12 protein-coding genes and 1 tRNA gene are annotated in these 13,624 nt (G+C 59.6%); 7 read left to right on the top strand and 6 right to left on the bottom strand.

Annotation, left to right across the window (positions count from 1 at the left end; all coding sequences use genetic code 11):
- Positions 1–53: 53 nt before the first annotated feature.
- The 4 genes from araD1 to chvE all read right to left on the bottom strand — a co-directional run bounded on the left by araD1 (position 54) and on the right by chvE (position 5,081).
- Positions 54–1,052 (bottom strand): AraD1 family protein, encoded by a 999-nt coding sequence (araD1, locus tag RRH01S_RS00065; protein WP_034517802.1) that lies wholly within the window; start codon positions 1,050–1,052, stop codon positions 54–56.
- Positions 1,053–1,167: 115 nt separating this feature from the next.
- Positions 1,168–2,376, bottom strand: a complete 1,209-nt coding sequence (gene mmsB, locus RRH01S_RS00060) for a multiple monosaccharide ABC transporter permease (protein ID WP_007689737.1) — start codon at positions 2,374–2,376, stop codon at positions 1,168–1,170.
- Positions 2,376–3,911, bottom strand: coding sequence for a multiple monosaccharide ABC transporter ATP-binding protein (gene mmsA, locus RRH01S_RS00055; RefSeq protein ID WP_007689747.1), 1,536 nt, complete (start codon positions 3,909–3,911; stop codon positions 2,376–2,378). The genes mmsB and mmsA overlap by 1 nt, the downstream gene beginning before the upstream one ends.
- 105 nt (positions 3,912–4,016) lie before the next feature.
- On the bottom strand, positions 4,017–5,081 hold the full coding sequence (gene chvE / locus RRH01S_RS00050) for a multiple monosaccharide ABC transporter substrate-binding protein (RefSeq protein WP_007689749.1): 1,065 nt from the start codon (positions 5,079–5,081) through the stop codon (positions 4,017–4,019).
- 272 nt (positions 5,082–5,353) lie between these two features.
- Between chvE and RRH01S_RS00045 the strand changes: the two genes are divergently transcribed.
- A complete protein-coding gene (locus RRH01S_RS00045; RefSeq protein ID WP_007689751.1) occupies positions 5,354–6,361 on the top strand; it encodes a LysR family transcriptional regulator in 1,008 nt (335 codons plus the stop codon).
- Between the two features lie 78 nt (positions 6,362–6,439).
- Positions 6,440–6,889: a hypothetical protein gene (locus tag RRH01S_RS00040; RefSeq protein ID WP_037218724.1), complete on the top strand. Its 450-nt coding sequence runs from the start codon at positions 6,440–6,442 to the stop codon at positions 6,887–6,889.
- On the opposite strand, the gene RRH01S_RS00035 is transcribed toward RRH01S_RS00040, so the two are convergent.
- A complete protein-coding gene (locus RRH01S_RS00035; RefSeq protein WP_007689758.1) occupies positions 6,890–7,150 on the bottom strand; it encodes a hypothetical protein in 261 nt (86 codons plus the stop codon). It abuts the gene before it with no gap.
- A gap of 218 nt (positions 7,151–7,368) precedes the next feature.
- Between RRH01S_RS00035 and iolG the strand changes: the two genes are divergently transcribed.
- A complete protein-coding gene (iolG, locus tag RRH01S_RS00030) occupies positions 7,369–8,361 on the top strand; it encodes an inositol 2-dehydrogenase (protein WP_037218727.1) in 993 nt (330 codons plus the stop codon).
- A 52-nt stretch (positions 8,362–8,413) separates the two neighbouring features.
- Here the strand turns inward: iolG and RRH01S_RS00025 are convergent, their stop codons facing one another.
- Entirely contained in the window at positions 8,414–9,691 is a 1,278-nt protein-coding gene (locus RRH01S_RS00025; RefSeq protein ID WP_012652048.1) for an ROK family transcriptional regulator, read from the bottom strand.
- A 223-nt stretch (positions 9,692–9,914) separates the two neighbouring features.
- Here RRH01S_RS00025 and xylF point away from each other — a divergent pair, with 223 nt between their 5' ends.
- The 4 genes from xylF (at position 9,915) to RRH01S_RS00005 (ending at position 13,615) form a co-directional block, all read left to right on the top strand.
- Positions 9,915–10,955 (top strand): D-xylose ABC transporter substrate-binding protein, encoded by a 1,041-nt coding sequence (gene xylF, locus RRH01S_RS00020; protein WP_007689764.1) that lies wholly within the window; start codon positions 9,915–9,917, stop codon positions 10,953–10,955.
- A 289-nt stretch (positions 10,956–11,244) separates the two neighbouring features.
- Positions 11,245–12,573, top strand: a complete 1,329-nt coding sequence (locus tag RRH01S_RS00015) for a sugar ABC transporter permease (RefSeq protein ID WP_012652049.1) — start codon at positions 11,245–11,247, stop codon at positions 12,571–12,573.
- Between the two features lie 15 nt (positions 12,574–12,588).
- The gene (locus RRH01S_RS00010) at positions 12,589–13,371 is read left to right on the top strand and encodes an ATP-binding cassette domain-containing protein (RefSeq protein WP_007689768.1); all 783 of its coding nucleotides are present in this window, start codon (positions 12,589–12,591) and stop codon (positions 13,369–13,371) included.
- Between the two features lie 167 nt (positions 13,372–13,538).
- Positions 13,539–13,615: transfer RNA gene (locus tag RRH01S_RS00005), tRNA-Arg, on the top strand.
- The last annotated feature ends 9 nt before the right edge of the window (positions 13,616–13,624 follow it).

Raw genomic sequence — 13,624 nt, 5'->3', positions numbered from 1 at the left:
TCCTGGATCTTTTTGAAAACGACCGGCCGCACGGGGCAGCCGGCCTCGACGGATTAGAGCTGGCGAACCGCCACAGTCTCCTCAGTGGCAACGGCGAGCGGATTGCGCAGCGGCAAGCCGAATTCGGCGACTTCGATTTCAAAGACATCGCCCGCTTCCGGCTTTATACCGTCGGCGAAAGACAGCGTCGCGGTGCCGAACATGTGGACATGAACGTCGCCAGGCGCTCGGAACAGGTCGTACTTGAAGTGATGATATTCGAGATTGGCGAAGGTGTGCGACATGTTCGCCTCGCCCGACAGGAACGGCTTTTCGAAGATCACCTTGTCGCCGCGCTTGATGCGCGAAGAGCCACGGATATCCTCCGGCGCAACGCCGATGCGGATTTCCGGGCCGAAGCTTGCCGGACGCAGCTTGGAATGGGCGAGATAGAGATAGTTGATCCGCTCGGTGACGTGATCGGAAAATTCGTTCGAGAGCGCAAAGCCGATGCGGAACGGCGTACCATCCTTGGCGATGACGTAGATGCCGGCCATTTCGGGCTCTTCGCCGCCATCAAGCGCGAAGGACGGAGAAACGAGTGCCGCGCCCGGAGCTGCCGCGCCATAGCCGTTGCCCTTGTAGAACCACTCGGGCTGTACACCCTTCTCGCCGTCCTTGGGCTTGCCGCCCTCGATGCCCATCTTGAACATCTTCATGGAGTCGGTCAGCGTCTCTTCAGCCGCTTCGCTCGTCTTCTTATGCATGGAATCGCGGGTCGCGGCAGAGCCGAGATGCGTGAGACCGGTGCCAGTCAGGTGCAGGTGAGCGGCGTCAGGATGGGTGATCGGCGACAGGAAACGTCCGTCAGCATAGGCTTTTTCCAGATCGATCGTCTCGCCGAGACCATGTGCCTCGATGACGGAAACGAGAGACTTGCCGCTATCGGCAGCTTCCATTGCCAGTGCATAGACGCTGCCGGCATTGACGACAGCCTTGGCGGTATCGCCGGGTCCGTTGCGCACGGCGACAACGATCTCGCCGTTCGAACCCTTGATCTGGGAAATGAGCATAGTTTCATCCTTTCCTAATAGACAGAGGCTGGATGCATTCCACCGCTCCGGCTCTCAGCGAGAGCCGGACTCTGTCATGGATTTGGTTTTAGATCTCGGCTGAGCGCTTTAGCGATCAGCCCTTGTTCTTGTTATAGACGTCGATGAAGACGGCGGTGAGCAACACCGCGCCCTTGATCATCTTCTGCGAATCCGTCTGGTAGCCGAGGATCGACATGCCCTGGTTCAGAACACCCATGATCAGAGCGCCGATGACAGCACCGGTCACCTTGCCGACACCGCCCGAAGCGGAAGCGCCACCGATGAAACAGGCCGCAATGACGTCGAGTTCCAGACCGTCACCGCCCTTGGCGGTAGCCGAATTCAGACGCGTGGCAACGATGATGCCGGCGATGCTGGCAAGCATGCCCATGTTCACGAAGGTATAGAAGGTCAGGCGCCGGGTATCGATACCGGAGAGCTTGGTCGCCTTCTCGTTGCCGCCCATCGCATAAATGCGGCGGCCGATCGTCGTCCGCTGGGTCACGAAGGCATAGATTGCGATCAACACCAGCATGACGATCAAGACGTTGGGCAGGCCCTTGGCGGAGGAAATCTGATAGCCGAGGAACAGGGTCGCTGCAAAAAGCAATAGATTTTGCCCAATGAAGAAGCCCAGCGGTTCGACATCGATACCATGTTTTTCATTCACCTGGCGACGACGCCAGGAAAGGAAGAACATCACAATCGGTATGGCGACGGTCAGAAGGATCGATGTTCCATGGATACCACCGATGTCGAAGAAATCCGGAAGGAAGCCGGTCGCCATGATCTGGAAAGCCGGCGGGAACGGACCGATGCTGCTGCCGCTGCCGGTCATATTGATGATCGCATAGGTCAATCCGCGAAACACCAGCATGCCCGAAAGGGTCACGATGAACGACGGAATGCGGTGATACGCGACGAAATAGCCATGCCAGGCACCGACAAGGGCGCCCATCGCCAGGCAGATAATCGTCGCAAGAACCAGATTCATCTGCCATTGCACGACAAGGACGGCGGCAACCGCGCCGACGAATCCGACGACGGAACCGACAGACAGGTCGATATGGCCGGCCACAATGATCAACAGCATGCCAAGCGCCATCACGACGATGAACGAATTCTGCAGCACGAGGTTGGTCAGGTTCAGTGGCCTGAAGAGAACACCGCCGGTAACGATCTGGAAGAAGAGCATAATGGCGACAAGCGCGATCAGCATGCCGTATTCGCGGATGTTATTGCGGATATAGTCGCCGATCGAGACGACGCTGGGGCCTTCTTTGCTTGGGCTGGCCGTAGTCATTAGTGCTTCTCCCCTGAGCGCATGATAGCGCGCATGATGGTTTCCTGGCTCGCCTCCCCCTTCGGCAATTCAGCGACGATCCGGCCTTCATTCATGACGTAGATGCGGTCGCAAGTGCCGAGGAGTTCGGGCATTTCCGATGAGATCATCAGAACACCCTTTCCGTCGGCGGCAAGCTGGTTGATGATGGAATAGATTTCGTATTTGGCGCCGACGTCGATACCTCGCGTCGGCTCGTCGAGGATCAGCACCTCGGGATCGGAAAACAGCCACTTCGACAGCACGACCTTTTGCTGATTGCCGCCGGAAAGATTGACCGCCTCCTGAAATACGCCCGAGGAGCGAATACGCAGCTTCGAGCGGAAATTGGTGGCGACCTGAAGCTCGCGGACATCGTCGATGACCGTCGCCTTGGAGACGCCCATGAGATTGGCAAGTGTCGTATTGTGCAGAATGCTTTCGGTCAGCACCAGGCCGAGCTGCTTGCGGTCTTCGGTAACATAGGCAAGCCCGGCGTCGATAGCACGGCGCACCGTGCTGACGTCCACCGGCTTGCCGTCGATGAACACCTCACCGCTGATCTTGTGACCATAGGACTTGCCAAAGACGCTCATGGCGAATTCGGTGCGGCCAGCGCCCATCAGGCCGGCAATGCCGACCACTTCGCCCTTGCGGACGTTGATATTGATGTCGTGCAGCACCTGGCGGTCGCGATGTTGCTGGTGGAAGGCATTCCAGTTCTTGACTTCGAGGATGGTCTCGCCGATCGGCACAGAGCGCGGCGGATATCGATCGGCAAGTTCGCGACCGACCATGTTGCGGATGATGATGTCTTCGCTGATCTCTTCCTCGTGACAGTTCAGCGTCTTCACCGCCATGCCGTCGCGCAGCACGGTGATCTCGTCGGCCACCTTGCGCACTTCGTTGAGCTTATGCGTGATGATGATCGAGGTGATGCCCTGATTGCGGAATTCCATCAGGAGGTTGAGCAGCGCGTCCGAGTCGCTTTCGTTGAGCGAAGCGGTAGGCTCGTCGAGGATCAGAAGCTTCACGCTCTTCGACAGGGCCTTGGCGATCTCGACGAGCTGCTGCTTACCGACGCCGATGTCGGTCACGAGCGTGCTCGGAGATTCCTTGAGGCCGACCTTGGCGAGGAGCTGCTTGGTACGGCTGAAGGTTTCCTGCCAGTTGATCACGCCCGAGGCGGCGACCTCATTGCCCAGGAAGATGTTTTCGGCAATCGACAGGAGCGGCACAAGGGCCAGTTCCTGATGGATGATGATGATGCCGATCTCTTCGGAGTCCTTGATGGTCTTGAACTGACGCACCTGGCCGTCATAATAGATATCGCCGTCATAGCTGCCGGCCGGATAGACGCCGGAGAGCACCTTCATCAGGGTGGATTTGCCGGCCCCGTTTTCGCCCACCAAAGCGTGGATCTCGCCCTGACGGACCTTCAGATTGACGTTTTCCAAAGCGTTCACACCAGGGAACGATTTGGTGATGGTCCGCATTTCGAGGATTGTATTGTCCATGTTTTGTATCCAACGCCGCAGCCGAACATAACAGACCGGACGACCGTCTTAAATATCAGAGTCAGGGCCCGTCTTGCGGCGGGCCCTGATCGGTAAATCGAAAGACTACTTCAGCTGGTCGGCCTTGTAGTAGCCGCCTTCGACGAGAACCTTCTCATAGTTGGTCTTGTCGACTGCGACCGGGGTCAGCAGGTAGGACGGAACAACCTTGACGCCGTTGTCGTAGGTCTTGGTGTCGGTGACTTCCGGCGTCTTGCCTTCCATCAGAGCGTTGACCATGTCGACGGTAACCTTTGCGAGGTCACGGGTGTCCTTGAAGATCGTGGAGTGCTGTTCGCCAGCGATGATGGACTTGACCGAAGGAATTTCGGAGTCCTGACCGGTAACGATCGGCAGCTTCTGACCGCCGGTGCCGTAGCCGACGCCCTTGAGCGAAGACAGGATGCCGATGGAGAGACCGTCATACGGAGACAGCACGGCATCGACATGTGCATCGGTGTAGTAAGCCGAGAGCAGGTTGTCCATGCGGGCCTGAGCCGTTGCCGGATCCCAACGCAGCGTGCCGACCTTGTCCATGCCCTGTTGGCCGGACTTCACGACCAGCTTGCCGCTGTCGATGTAAGGCTTCAGGACAGACATTGCACCGTCATAGAAGAAGAAGGCGTTGTTGTCGTCCGGCGAACCGCCGAAGAGTTCGATGTTGAACGGACCCTTGCCATCCTTGAGGCCGAGGCCGTCAACGATCGAGTTAGCCTGGAGAACGCCAACCTTGAAGTTGTCGAACGTAGCGTAATAGTCGACATTGCCGCTGTTGCGGATCAGGCGGTCATAAGCGATGACCTTGATGCCGGCATCATGCGCCTTCTGCAGAACGTCGGACAGCGTCGTGCCGTCGATCGCAGCAATGACGAGAACCTTGTCGCCCTTGGTAACCATGTTCTCGACCTGCGAGAGCTGGTTCGGAATATCGTCGTCGCCGTACTGAAGGTCGGTGCCGTAGCCAGCAGCCTGGAGCTGCTTGACGATGTTGTTGCCGTCATCGATCCAGCGCGCCGAAGCCTTGGTCGGCATGGCGATACCAACGGTGCCTTTGTCTGCCGCGAAGGCAGGCGCCACAAACATAGCGACGCCGATAGCAGCGGCAGCCGTCAATGAGATAATGGACTTCATTACTCTCTCCCTTGTTTAATAATGCGGCGGACAAAAAATGCCCGCCCGAAACTGCGGCAGGTTCCGTAGAAGGAACAGTTACTTCTGGTTGTGAGAAACGAAGTAGAACTCCTCCACGCTCTCACGTGCATGAGCTGCACCCGGCGCACGCTGGGCAAATTCGTACGATTTCGTATAACTGTCAAATAGAATAACTGGCAAAACATATACCGAATTTGGTATAATGTTAAAAAATAGTACTTTTTTGCCGGCGAAAGGGAAAATTGGCCGCCATGGAGAAAATATATAACGATTATTCGAGCGAAGGCATCGAGATTCACTCGGACAGTTTTCGCGACGACACCCTGCTCAAGGCCGGTTTGAAGCTCAATCACCTGCGTATGATCGTGACGATCGAGGATCATGCGCAGATTTCCGCCGCCGCCGAGTCCATGAACATGTCACAACCTGCGGCTTCGCGCATGCTGTCCGAAATGGAGTCGATTGTCAAAAGTCCGCTCTACGAACGGGTGGCTCGCGGCGTCGTGCTGACCCCCTTCGGACTGGCGCTCGCCAAGCGGGCGCGCAAGATTCTGCTTGAATTGCGCGAGGCGAGCCGGGAGATCGGCGAGCTTAGAACCGGCAAGGGCGGCTCCGTCTTTCTGGGCGCCGTCACCGCCCCGGCAATCAGCCTCGTCGTGCCGGCGATCCAGCGCGTGACGCGCGCCTATCCGGGTATCGAAATCAATATCGAGGTGGAGAACAGCAATGTGTTGGCGCGCGAACTCCTCGCCGCCCGCCATGACTTCATCATCAGCCGCATTCCGGACGAGCTTAATCCACGCCTGTTCACCTCCCATGAGATCGGCGTCGAGAAAGCCTGTCTTGTGGTCCGCAACGGTCATCCACTCTTGGAGAAAGGCGTCGCCAGTCTTGAGGACCTGCCCGGCTACGATTGGGTCTTCCAGCCGCCCGGCACGATGCTCCGGCGCAAGGTGGAGGATATCTTCATCACCGCCGGCGTGCCCCTGCCGGAAAACATCGTCAACACGTCGTCGCTGCTACTGACGCTCGCCGTCGTCTGCAAGACGGACGCCATCGCCCCGATCGCGCTCGACATGGCGCAATTCATCTGCGGGCAATCATCGAAAGCCGGCGAATCCTGCATCCTGCCGATCGACTTCGAGCTCGAAGTGAAGCCCTACAGCCTGATCACCGCCCGCGAACGCGCCATGCCGCCGAGCGCCCGGCTGCTGCATGACATGATCCTGGAGGAAAGCCGGAATCTTCTTCTGGCATGATCCCCGCCCATGATCGGCAACCCGCCATAAGCTCCGCACCAACTTGCGCGCTTATCCAGGATGCCTCTGGAGGCAGGCATGTTATTCGGGCAATCACTGTTTCAATCCGTCCTCGATCGCCTCGAGACGGAAGACGACAAATCGGCAAAGGATGAGGCGGCGCATCGCATCCGCGGTCTCAACGTCAGTTTTGTCGCAACCGTTCTCGGCGGCGAGCCGGCCGGGTCCTCTCGTCCGGACGATGCCTATCTCGACAATCTTGGCAATGAGATCCCGTCGCCGGAGCCGAAAGAACCGGAGCCACCCGTCATGCCGGATCACTTGGCGCGGACGTCCAGGGAAGAGGTAGCCACGGATCTGGCGATCTCCCCGCAAAGCACCTTGCAGTCTCTCCACGAGAAACGCCGCGCCTTCGCCAAGGTCAATCATCCCGACAGCGTCGCCCCGCCCTTTCGCGAACAGGCGACCACGCGCATGATGATCGCCAATCAACTGATCGACGAGGCCCTGCGGCGTCTGGCGCGATAGCTATTTCTTTTCGTCAGTCGGCTCGTCGTTTTCGTCCTGATCGTCCGCAACAATGCTTTCAACCTCGGCCTTGGGTGGCTCCGGCTTGAAGTTCAACAGCAATACCCAGCCGCTGTAGAGGCCGAGCCCGCCGACGATAACAGCCCAGAACGGCTCCGGACCGAATGCCTCGATCGTCGCCCAGCCAAGGCAGACGCCAACGATCAGAACCCGCACCCAAAGCGGCTTGTAGACGGGATGGTTGGGATCGATCAGTTGCATGGGTCTCGTTCACCTGTTGGAGAGATCCCGTCTTTAGCGCATGATCTTGAAAACTGTGAAGCGGTTTCGGAAAAGTCTGTCCAAAGATAAGCCATTTTCGCAATGTGAATTTTAAAATTGTGAAACGCTGGCGGCTTGACGCCGCCTTCGGAAGATGGAATGAAAATTCCATCTTGATTTTTATTCGGTTCATTTGTTCCGAATCCAGGGAGGTAAAAATGACTGTCAGATTTGGTCTTCTCGGCGCCGGACGCATCGGCAAGGTGCATGCGAAAGCCGTCTGCGGCGATGCCAACGCCAAGCTCGTCGCGGTGGCGGATGCGTTTCCGGCCGCTGCGGATGCGATCGCTTCGGCCTATGGCTGCGAAGTCCGCACCATCGAGGCAATCGAGGCGGCCAAGGATATCGACGCCGTCGTGATCTGCACGCCGACCGACACCCATGCCGATCTGATCGAGCGCTTCGCGCGCGCCGGCAAGGCCATCTTCTGCGAAAAGCCTGTCGATCTCGATGTCGCCCGCGTCAAGGCCTGCATCAAGGTGGTCGATGAGGTGAAGGGCAAGCTGATGGTCGGCTTCAACCGTCGCTTCGATCCACATTTCATGGCCGTCAAGAAGGCCATCGACGAGGGCCGTATCGGCGCGGTTGAGATGGTAACGATCACCTCACGCGACCCGGGCGCCCCGCCGGTCGACTATATCAAGCGTTCCGGCGGCATTTTCCGCGACATGACCATCCATGATTTCGACATGGCCCGCTTCCTGCTCGGTGAAGAGCCGGTTGCCGTCACCGCCACCGCCGCCGTCCTGGTGGACAAGGCGATCGGGGAAGCCGGCGACTACGACAGCGTCTCCGTCATCCTGCAGACCGCCTCCGGCAAGCAAGCGATCATCTCCAACTCCCGCCGCGCCACCTATGGCTACGACCAGCGCATCGAAATCCACGGCTCGAAGGGCATGGTCGCCGCCGAAAACCAGCGCCCCTTCTCGATCGAAGTCGCCAATGGCGAAGGCTATACCCGCCCGCCCCTGCATGACTTCTTCATGACTCGCTACACCGAAGCCTACGCCAACGAAATCGCCAGCTTCATCGCCGCGATCGAAAAGGGCGTAGCAATCACACCATCGGGCGCCGATGGCCTCGCGGCACTCCAGCTTGCAGACGCAGCGCTGCAGTCCGTCAAGGAAGGGAAACTGGTGAAGGTCGCCTGAGACCAGCCCAGCGTCATCAGAATCACAATGGCCGGGTTATCGCCCGGCCATTTCAGTTTGCCCGCGTCACTTCGCCGACCGCTGATCGGCCGGCGGAAGTATCTTGTGTTTCCGGCGTTACGACGCCAGCTTTGACGATGTCGCTGTCCATCATCGTCAGCGCGCGGTTGAGATGCCCTTCGAAGACCAGCGTCGGCTCGTCGGCAAGGACCCGCAATTCCGGCATGCCTTCCATACGCACGATATGCGAGTCCGCCAACCCCTCGGAAATACCCTCCAGCAACAGGTCGTAATAGCGCGCACCGGGACCGGTGATGGCGATCGGCATGCTCTCATGCAGGCTGAGCACGCGCGACAGGCCGTTGCCCAGCGCCAGTCCCGCCTGGCGAAAGGCGAGGATGTTGCGGCGACTGCCCTGACGGGCGCTGGCTGCAATCTTGTCGAGTTCGGCGACCGGCACGAATTTCGCGGGGATCGTGTCGAGCGGCACGTCGAAGGCCGAGCGCAGGATGGCGTAGAAGCCGGCATAGGCCTCGATGCAGCCGCGCGACCCACAGCGACAGAGGCCGCCTCCCGGCAGATGCAGCATATGCCCGAAATTCGGCGCCGATATCTGATGGACGCCCTCCTCGCCGCGGCGCACGATACCGAGGCCGATGCTATGACCGAGCGATAGAGCGGCAAGCGCCCGGAAATCGGCGCCCTTCTCATTCTCTTCCTGCCGGCCGACGGCGGCGGCGACCAGCAGCGTCTCGTTGCCGAGGATGATCTTTGCCGGCCAGTCCTCGCGCAGCACCGCGGCGAAATCGATCTCTTCCCGCCCGAAGATGGGCGACCAGCGCAGTATCGGATCAGACGCATCGACCAGCCCTTTGCTGCTGATCGAGATCATCAGAACCTTGTCGCGCGACAATCGCGAACGGGTAACGATACGGTCGAGCGCATTCCGCAGACCGGCCACGAAGGAGCCGACGCCGGAGACATCCTGCGGCCTCTCCTCGATGAAACGATCCATCAACCGGCCGGCATAATCCACAAGCGAATATTGCACGGCATCGGATGAAATAATGACGACGATGAGATAACCGCAATCGCGCCGCTGCGAGAACAGCACGCGCGGGCGGCCACGGCCGCTCGTGGCCTGCTGCTCCGCCTTCTCGATGATCTGCGCCCGCTCCAGATCGGCAGTGATGACCGACACAGTCGCGGATGAAAGCTTTGTGAAATCAGAGAGTTCTGTATGGGCAAGAGGACCATGGCGGCGCAGCGCCGCAAGCACCAGAACACTGTTCTTCTGACGGACCAATTCGGTACTCGATTTGGCCAGCATCAACAAGCCTCCCCCTCATTCCACCCTCCTGTTCGCATCTTCAGATGGCTCTTGTCCAGCGGCCAATTAAACCTGCAGACGCGGGTGTTGACAGTCGAAAAAATCTCTGACACTAAATTTCTCGACTGTCGAGAAAAAAAGCGAAACCTTTCTCGTCAGCATTATCGCGGCGGCCGACGGGAGTTTCAGGATACGTGCGGTCGCATTCACTCGGGAGGGTAATATGAAAGCTTTTATCAAGCTGGCAGCGGGCGCGGCCATCGTTTTGACCATGCAGACGGCAGCCTTTGCCAAGGACCTCGTCGTTGGCGTTTCCTGGTCGAACTTCCAGGAAGAGCGTTGGAAGACTGACGAGGCCGCCATCAAGAAGGCACTCGCAGCAGCCGGCGCCAAGTATATTTCCGCTGACGCGCAGTCGTCCGCTTCCAAGCAGCTGACCGACGTTGAATCCCTGATTTCCCAGGGCGCCAACGCGCTGATCATTCTCGCTCAGGACTCCGACGCCATCGGCCCGGCCGTCGAAAAGGCTGCCGACGAAGGCATTCCGGTTGTCGGCTACGACCGCCTGATCGAAAATCCGGCTGCCTTCTACATCACCTTCGACAACAAGGAAGTGGGCCGCATGCAGGCTCGCGAAGTCCTGAAGGCCAAGCCGGAAGGCAACTACGTGTTCATCAAGGGCTCGTCTTCCGACCCGAACGCCGACTTCCTCTTCTCCGGCCAGATCGAAGTGCTGAAGCCCGCCATCGACGCCGGCAAAATCAAGAATGTCGGCGAGGCCTACACCGACGGCTGGCTACCGCAGAACGCACAGCGCAACATGGAACAGTTCCTGACCGCCAACAACAACAAGGTTGATGCGGTCGTCGCCTCCAACGACGGCACCGCCGGCGGCGCCGTTGCCGCTCTCGACGCCCAGGGTCTTGCCGGTTCGGTTCCGGTTTCCGGCCAGGACGCCGACAAGGCTGCGCTCAACCGCATCGCGCTCGGCACGCAGACCGTTTCCATCTGGAAAGACTCGCGTGAACTCGGCAAGCGCGCCGCTGAAATCGCCCTTTCTCTTGCCGGTGGCAAGACCCAGGACCAGATCGACGGCGTCCAGACCTTCAATGGCGGCCCGAAGCATGTTGCCATGAAGTCGGTCTTCCTGACCCCGATCGCTATCACCAAGGACAATCTGAACGTCGTCATCGACGCCGGCTGGATCTCCAAGGCTGAAGCTTGCCAGGGCGTCAAGGCCGGCGCCGTCGCAGCCTGCAAGTAAACGGCGACCTTTGGACGGTTGATCCAACGATACCATCGACGCCGCAGCGGCTTTCCGTTGCGGCGTCGAATGCGGATGAGAGGCCAACAACTCTTCCTTGCAGTTGGAGACAGAGCTTCCCGCAGCGTGCCACGCCATCGCATACCCGTTGATTTGCCGGATGGCGGCCATCGGGACCGGACGAAGACCGGCAGGACTTGCGATGACGAATTTTTGAGATTGGCGCGGTTGCCAGCGATAGCCCAAATGCATCGCAGGCCGCGCCCAATAAAGGGAGAACGGCAAAGCGATGGCCGACATGACACAGTCCACCACATCGAGCGGGCCCCGGAACGCAGATGCCGGCGCAATTACCCGCTTCCTGCGCGCCACCGAAATCGATACCCGCCTGCTCGGCATGATCGGAGCGCTGCTGATCATCTGGATCGGCTTCGATCTTTATCTCAGGGTCTTCGACGGCCGCGAATTCCTGACGGCCAGAAACCTCTGGAACCTCTCGGTGCAGACCTGCGAAATCGCGGTGCTGGCGACCGGCATGGTGCTGGTCATCGTCACGCGCAATATCGACCTTTCGGTCGGCTCGCTGCTCGGCTTCGTCGCCATGATCATGGGCGTCATCCAGGCCAAGTGGCTGCCGCAATATCTCGGCTTCGACAGTTCCTGGACCTGGATCATCACGCTCCTCTGCGGCCTGGCGATCGGCACGGCCATCGGCGCCTTCCAGGGCGCGATCACCGCCTTCATGAATGTTCCCTCCTTCATCGTCACGCTCGGCGGCCTCCTCGTCTGGCGCGGTCTCGCCTGGTATGTCACCAGCGGCCAGACCGTTGCGCCGATGGACTCCACCTTCGTCATCATGGGCGGCAGCGGCGCCACCGGCTCGATCGGCGCCACCTGGAGCTGGGTCGTCGGCGTGTTCGCCTGCCTGATGATCGTCGCCAGCATCGTCGGCTCACGCCGCCAGAGGAAGCGTTTCGGCTTTCCGCGCCGGCCGCTTTGGGCGGAATATTTCCTGGGCTGCCTCGGCTCCGCCGTGGTGCTCGGCACGGTCTATCTCTTCAACAGCTATAACTGGCCGGTCGGCATCGCCAAGAGATACGCCACGGAACACAATATTACCTGGCCGGATGCGGGCCTGGATATTCCCTATGGTATCTCGGTTCCGGTTCTGATCGCCGTGCTCATCGGCATCGTGATGACTTTCATCGCCACCCGCCTGCGCTTCGGCCGCTATGTCTTCGCGATCGGCGGCAATCCGGAAGCAGCCGAACTCGCCGGCATCAAGACCCGTTGGGTGATTATCAAGATCTTCGCGCTGATGGGCTTCCTTGCCGCCGTCGCTGCCGCGATCTCGACCGCCCGCCTGAATTCGGCAGTCAACTCGCAGGGCACGACTTACGAGCTCTTCACCATCGCCGCCGCCGTCATCGGCGGCACGTCGCTCGCAGGCGGCAGCGGCACGATCGCCGGCGCCATGCTCGGCGCCCTGGTCATGCAGTCGCTACAATCGGGCATGGGTCTCGCAAATGTCGACACGCCAATTCAGAACGTCGTTGTCGGCGTTGTCCTGGTGGTCGCTGTCTGGCTCGACATCGTCTATCGCTCGCGTGCCAAGTAAAAGGAATTCTGAACCATGACGGATCAAACCACTCCGCTTGTGGAAATGAAGAACATTTCCATCTCCTTCGGCGGCATCCACGCTGTCGACAACGCCTCGGTCGACCTCTACCCCGGCGAAGTCGTAGCCCTGCTTGGCCACAACGGCGCCGGCAAGTCGACGCTGATCAAGATCCTCTCGGGCGCCTACAAGCGCGACAGCGGCGATATCCTGATCAATGGCGAACCTGTCGATATCCGCACCCCGCGCGACGCCAAGAAATACGGCATCGAGACGATCTACCAGACGCTGGCCGTCGCCGATAACGTCGACGCCGCCGCCAACCTCTATCTCGGCCGCGAGCTGCAGACCCGCTGGGGCACGCTCGACGACGTCGCGATGGAAGCGAAAGCCCGCGAAGTGATGGGGCGCCTCAACCCCAACTTCAAGCGCTTCAAGGAGCCGGTGAAGGCACTCTCCGGCGGCCAGCGCCAGTCGGTGGCGATCGCCCGCGCCATCCTCTTCGACGCCCGCATCCTTATCATGGACGAGCCGACGGCGGCACTCGGCCCTCAGGAAACGGCGCAGGTCGGCGAGTTGATCAAGCAGCTGAAGAAGGAAGGCATCGGCATCTTCCTCATCAGCCACGACATCCACGACGTCTTCGACCTCGCCGACCGCGTCTCGGTGATGAAGAACGGCCAGGTCGTCGGCCACGCCCGCACCGAAGATGTCACCAAGGACGAAGTCCTGGGCATGATCATCCTCGGCAAGGTCCCGCCAAAGGCCATCCCCGGTCCCGGCGCGATGAAGGCCTGAACCGCAACATTGTCACCCCATAAACAAGGCCGCGACCCAAAGGGCTCGCGGCCTTGTTTCATTTGATCGCACCGATCTGCACTTTCCCGCATTTTCCACATTGAAGCCAAACGCTTCCTAGGCTAAGAACCTGCCATCGGACAGGCGAGTCAACCCGCCTCAGGCATGCACCCGTAGCTCAGCTGGATAGAGTGTTGGATTCCGATTCCAAAGGTCACAGGTTCGAATCCTGTCGGGTGCGCCAAATTCCGCC

This window comes from Rhizobium rhizogenes NBRC 13257 (assembly GCF_000696095.1).
Taxonomy (GTDB): domain Bacteria; phylum Pseudomonadota; class Alphaproteobacteria; order Rhizobiales; family Rhizobiaceae; genus Rhizobium; species Rhizobium rhizogenes.
This window is presented reverse-complemented; position numbering and strand designations above follow the sequence as displayed.

Coding starts and splice junctions, on each gene's coding strand:
- chvE (WP_007689749.1), bottom strand. CDS start 5,081: ATGAAGTCCATTATCTCATTGACGGCTGCCGCTGCTATCGGCGTCGCT.
- RRH01S_RS00025 (WP_012652048.1), bottom strand. CDS start 9,691: ATGCTGGCCAAATCGAGTACCGAATTGGTCCGTCAGAAGAACAGTGTT.
- xylF (WP_007689764.1), top strand. CDS start 9,915: ATGAAAGCTTTTATCAAGCTGGCAGCGGGCGCGGCCATCGTTTTGACC.
- RRH01S_RS00040 (WP_037218724.1), top strand. CDS start 6,440: ATGTTATTCGGGCAATCACTGTTTCAATCCGTCCTCGATCGCCTCGAG.
- araD1 (WP_034517802.1), bottom strand. CDS start 1,052: ATGCTCATTTCCCAGATCAAGGGTTCGAACGGCGAGATCGTTGTCGCC.
- RRH01S_RS00010 (WP_007689768.1), top strand. CDS start 12,589: ATGACGGATCAAACCACTCCGCTTGTGGAAATGAAGAACATTTCCATC.
- iolG (WP_037218727.1), top strand. CDS start 7,369: ATGACTGTCAGATTTGGTCTTCTCGGCGCCGGACGCATCGGCAAGGTG.
- RRH01S_RS00015 (WP_012652049.1), top strand. CDS start 11,245: ATGGCCGACATGACACAGTCCACCACATCGAGCGGGCCCCGGAACGCA.
- mmsA (WP_007689747.1), bottom strand. CDS start 3,911: ATGGACAATACAATCCTCGAAATGCGGACCATCACCAAATCGTTCCCT.
- mmsB (WP_007689737.1), bottom strand. CDS start 2,376: ATGACTACGGCCAGCCCAAGCAAAGAAGGCCCCAGCGTCGTCTCGATC.
- RRH01S_RS00045 (WP_007689751.1), top strand. CDS start 5,354: ATGGAGAAAATATATAACGATTATTCGAGCGAAGGCATCGAGATTCAC.
- RRH01S_RS00035 (WP_007689758.1), bottom strand. CDS start 7,150: ATGCAACTGATCGATCCCAACCATCCCGTCTACAAGCCGCTTTGGGTG.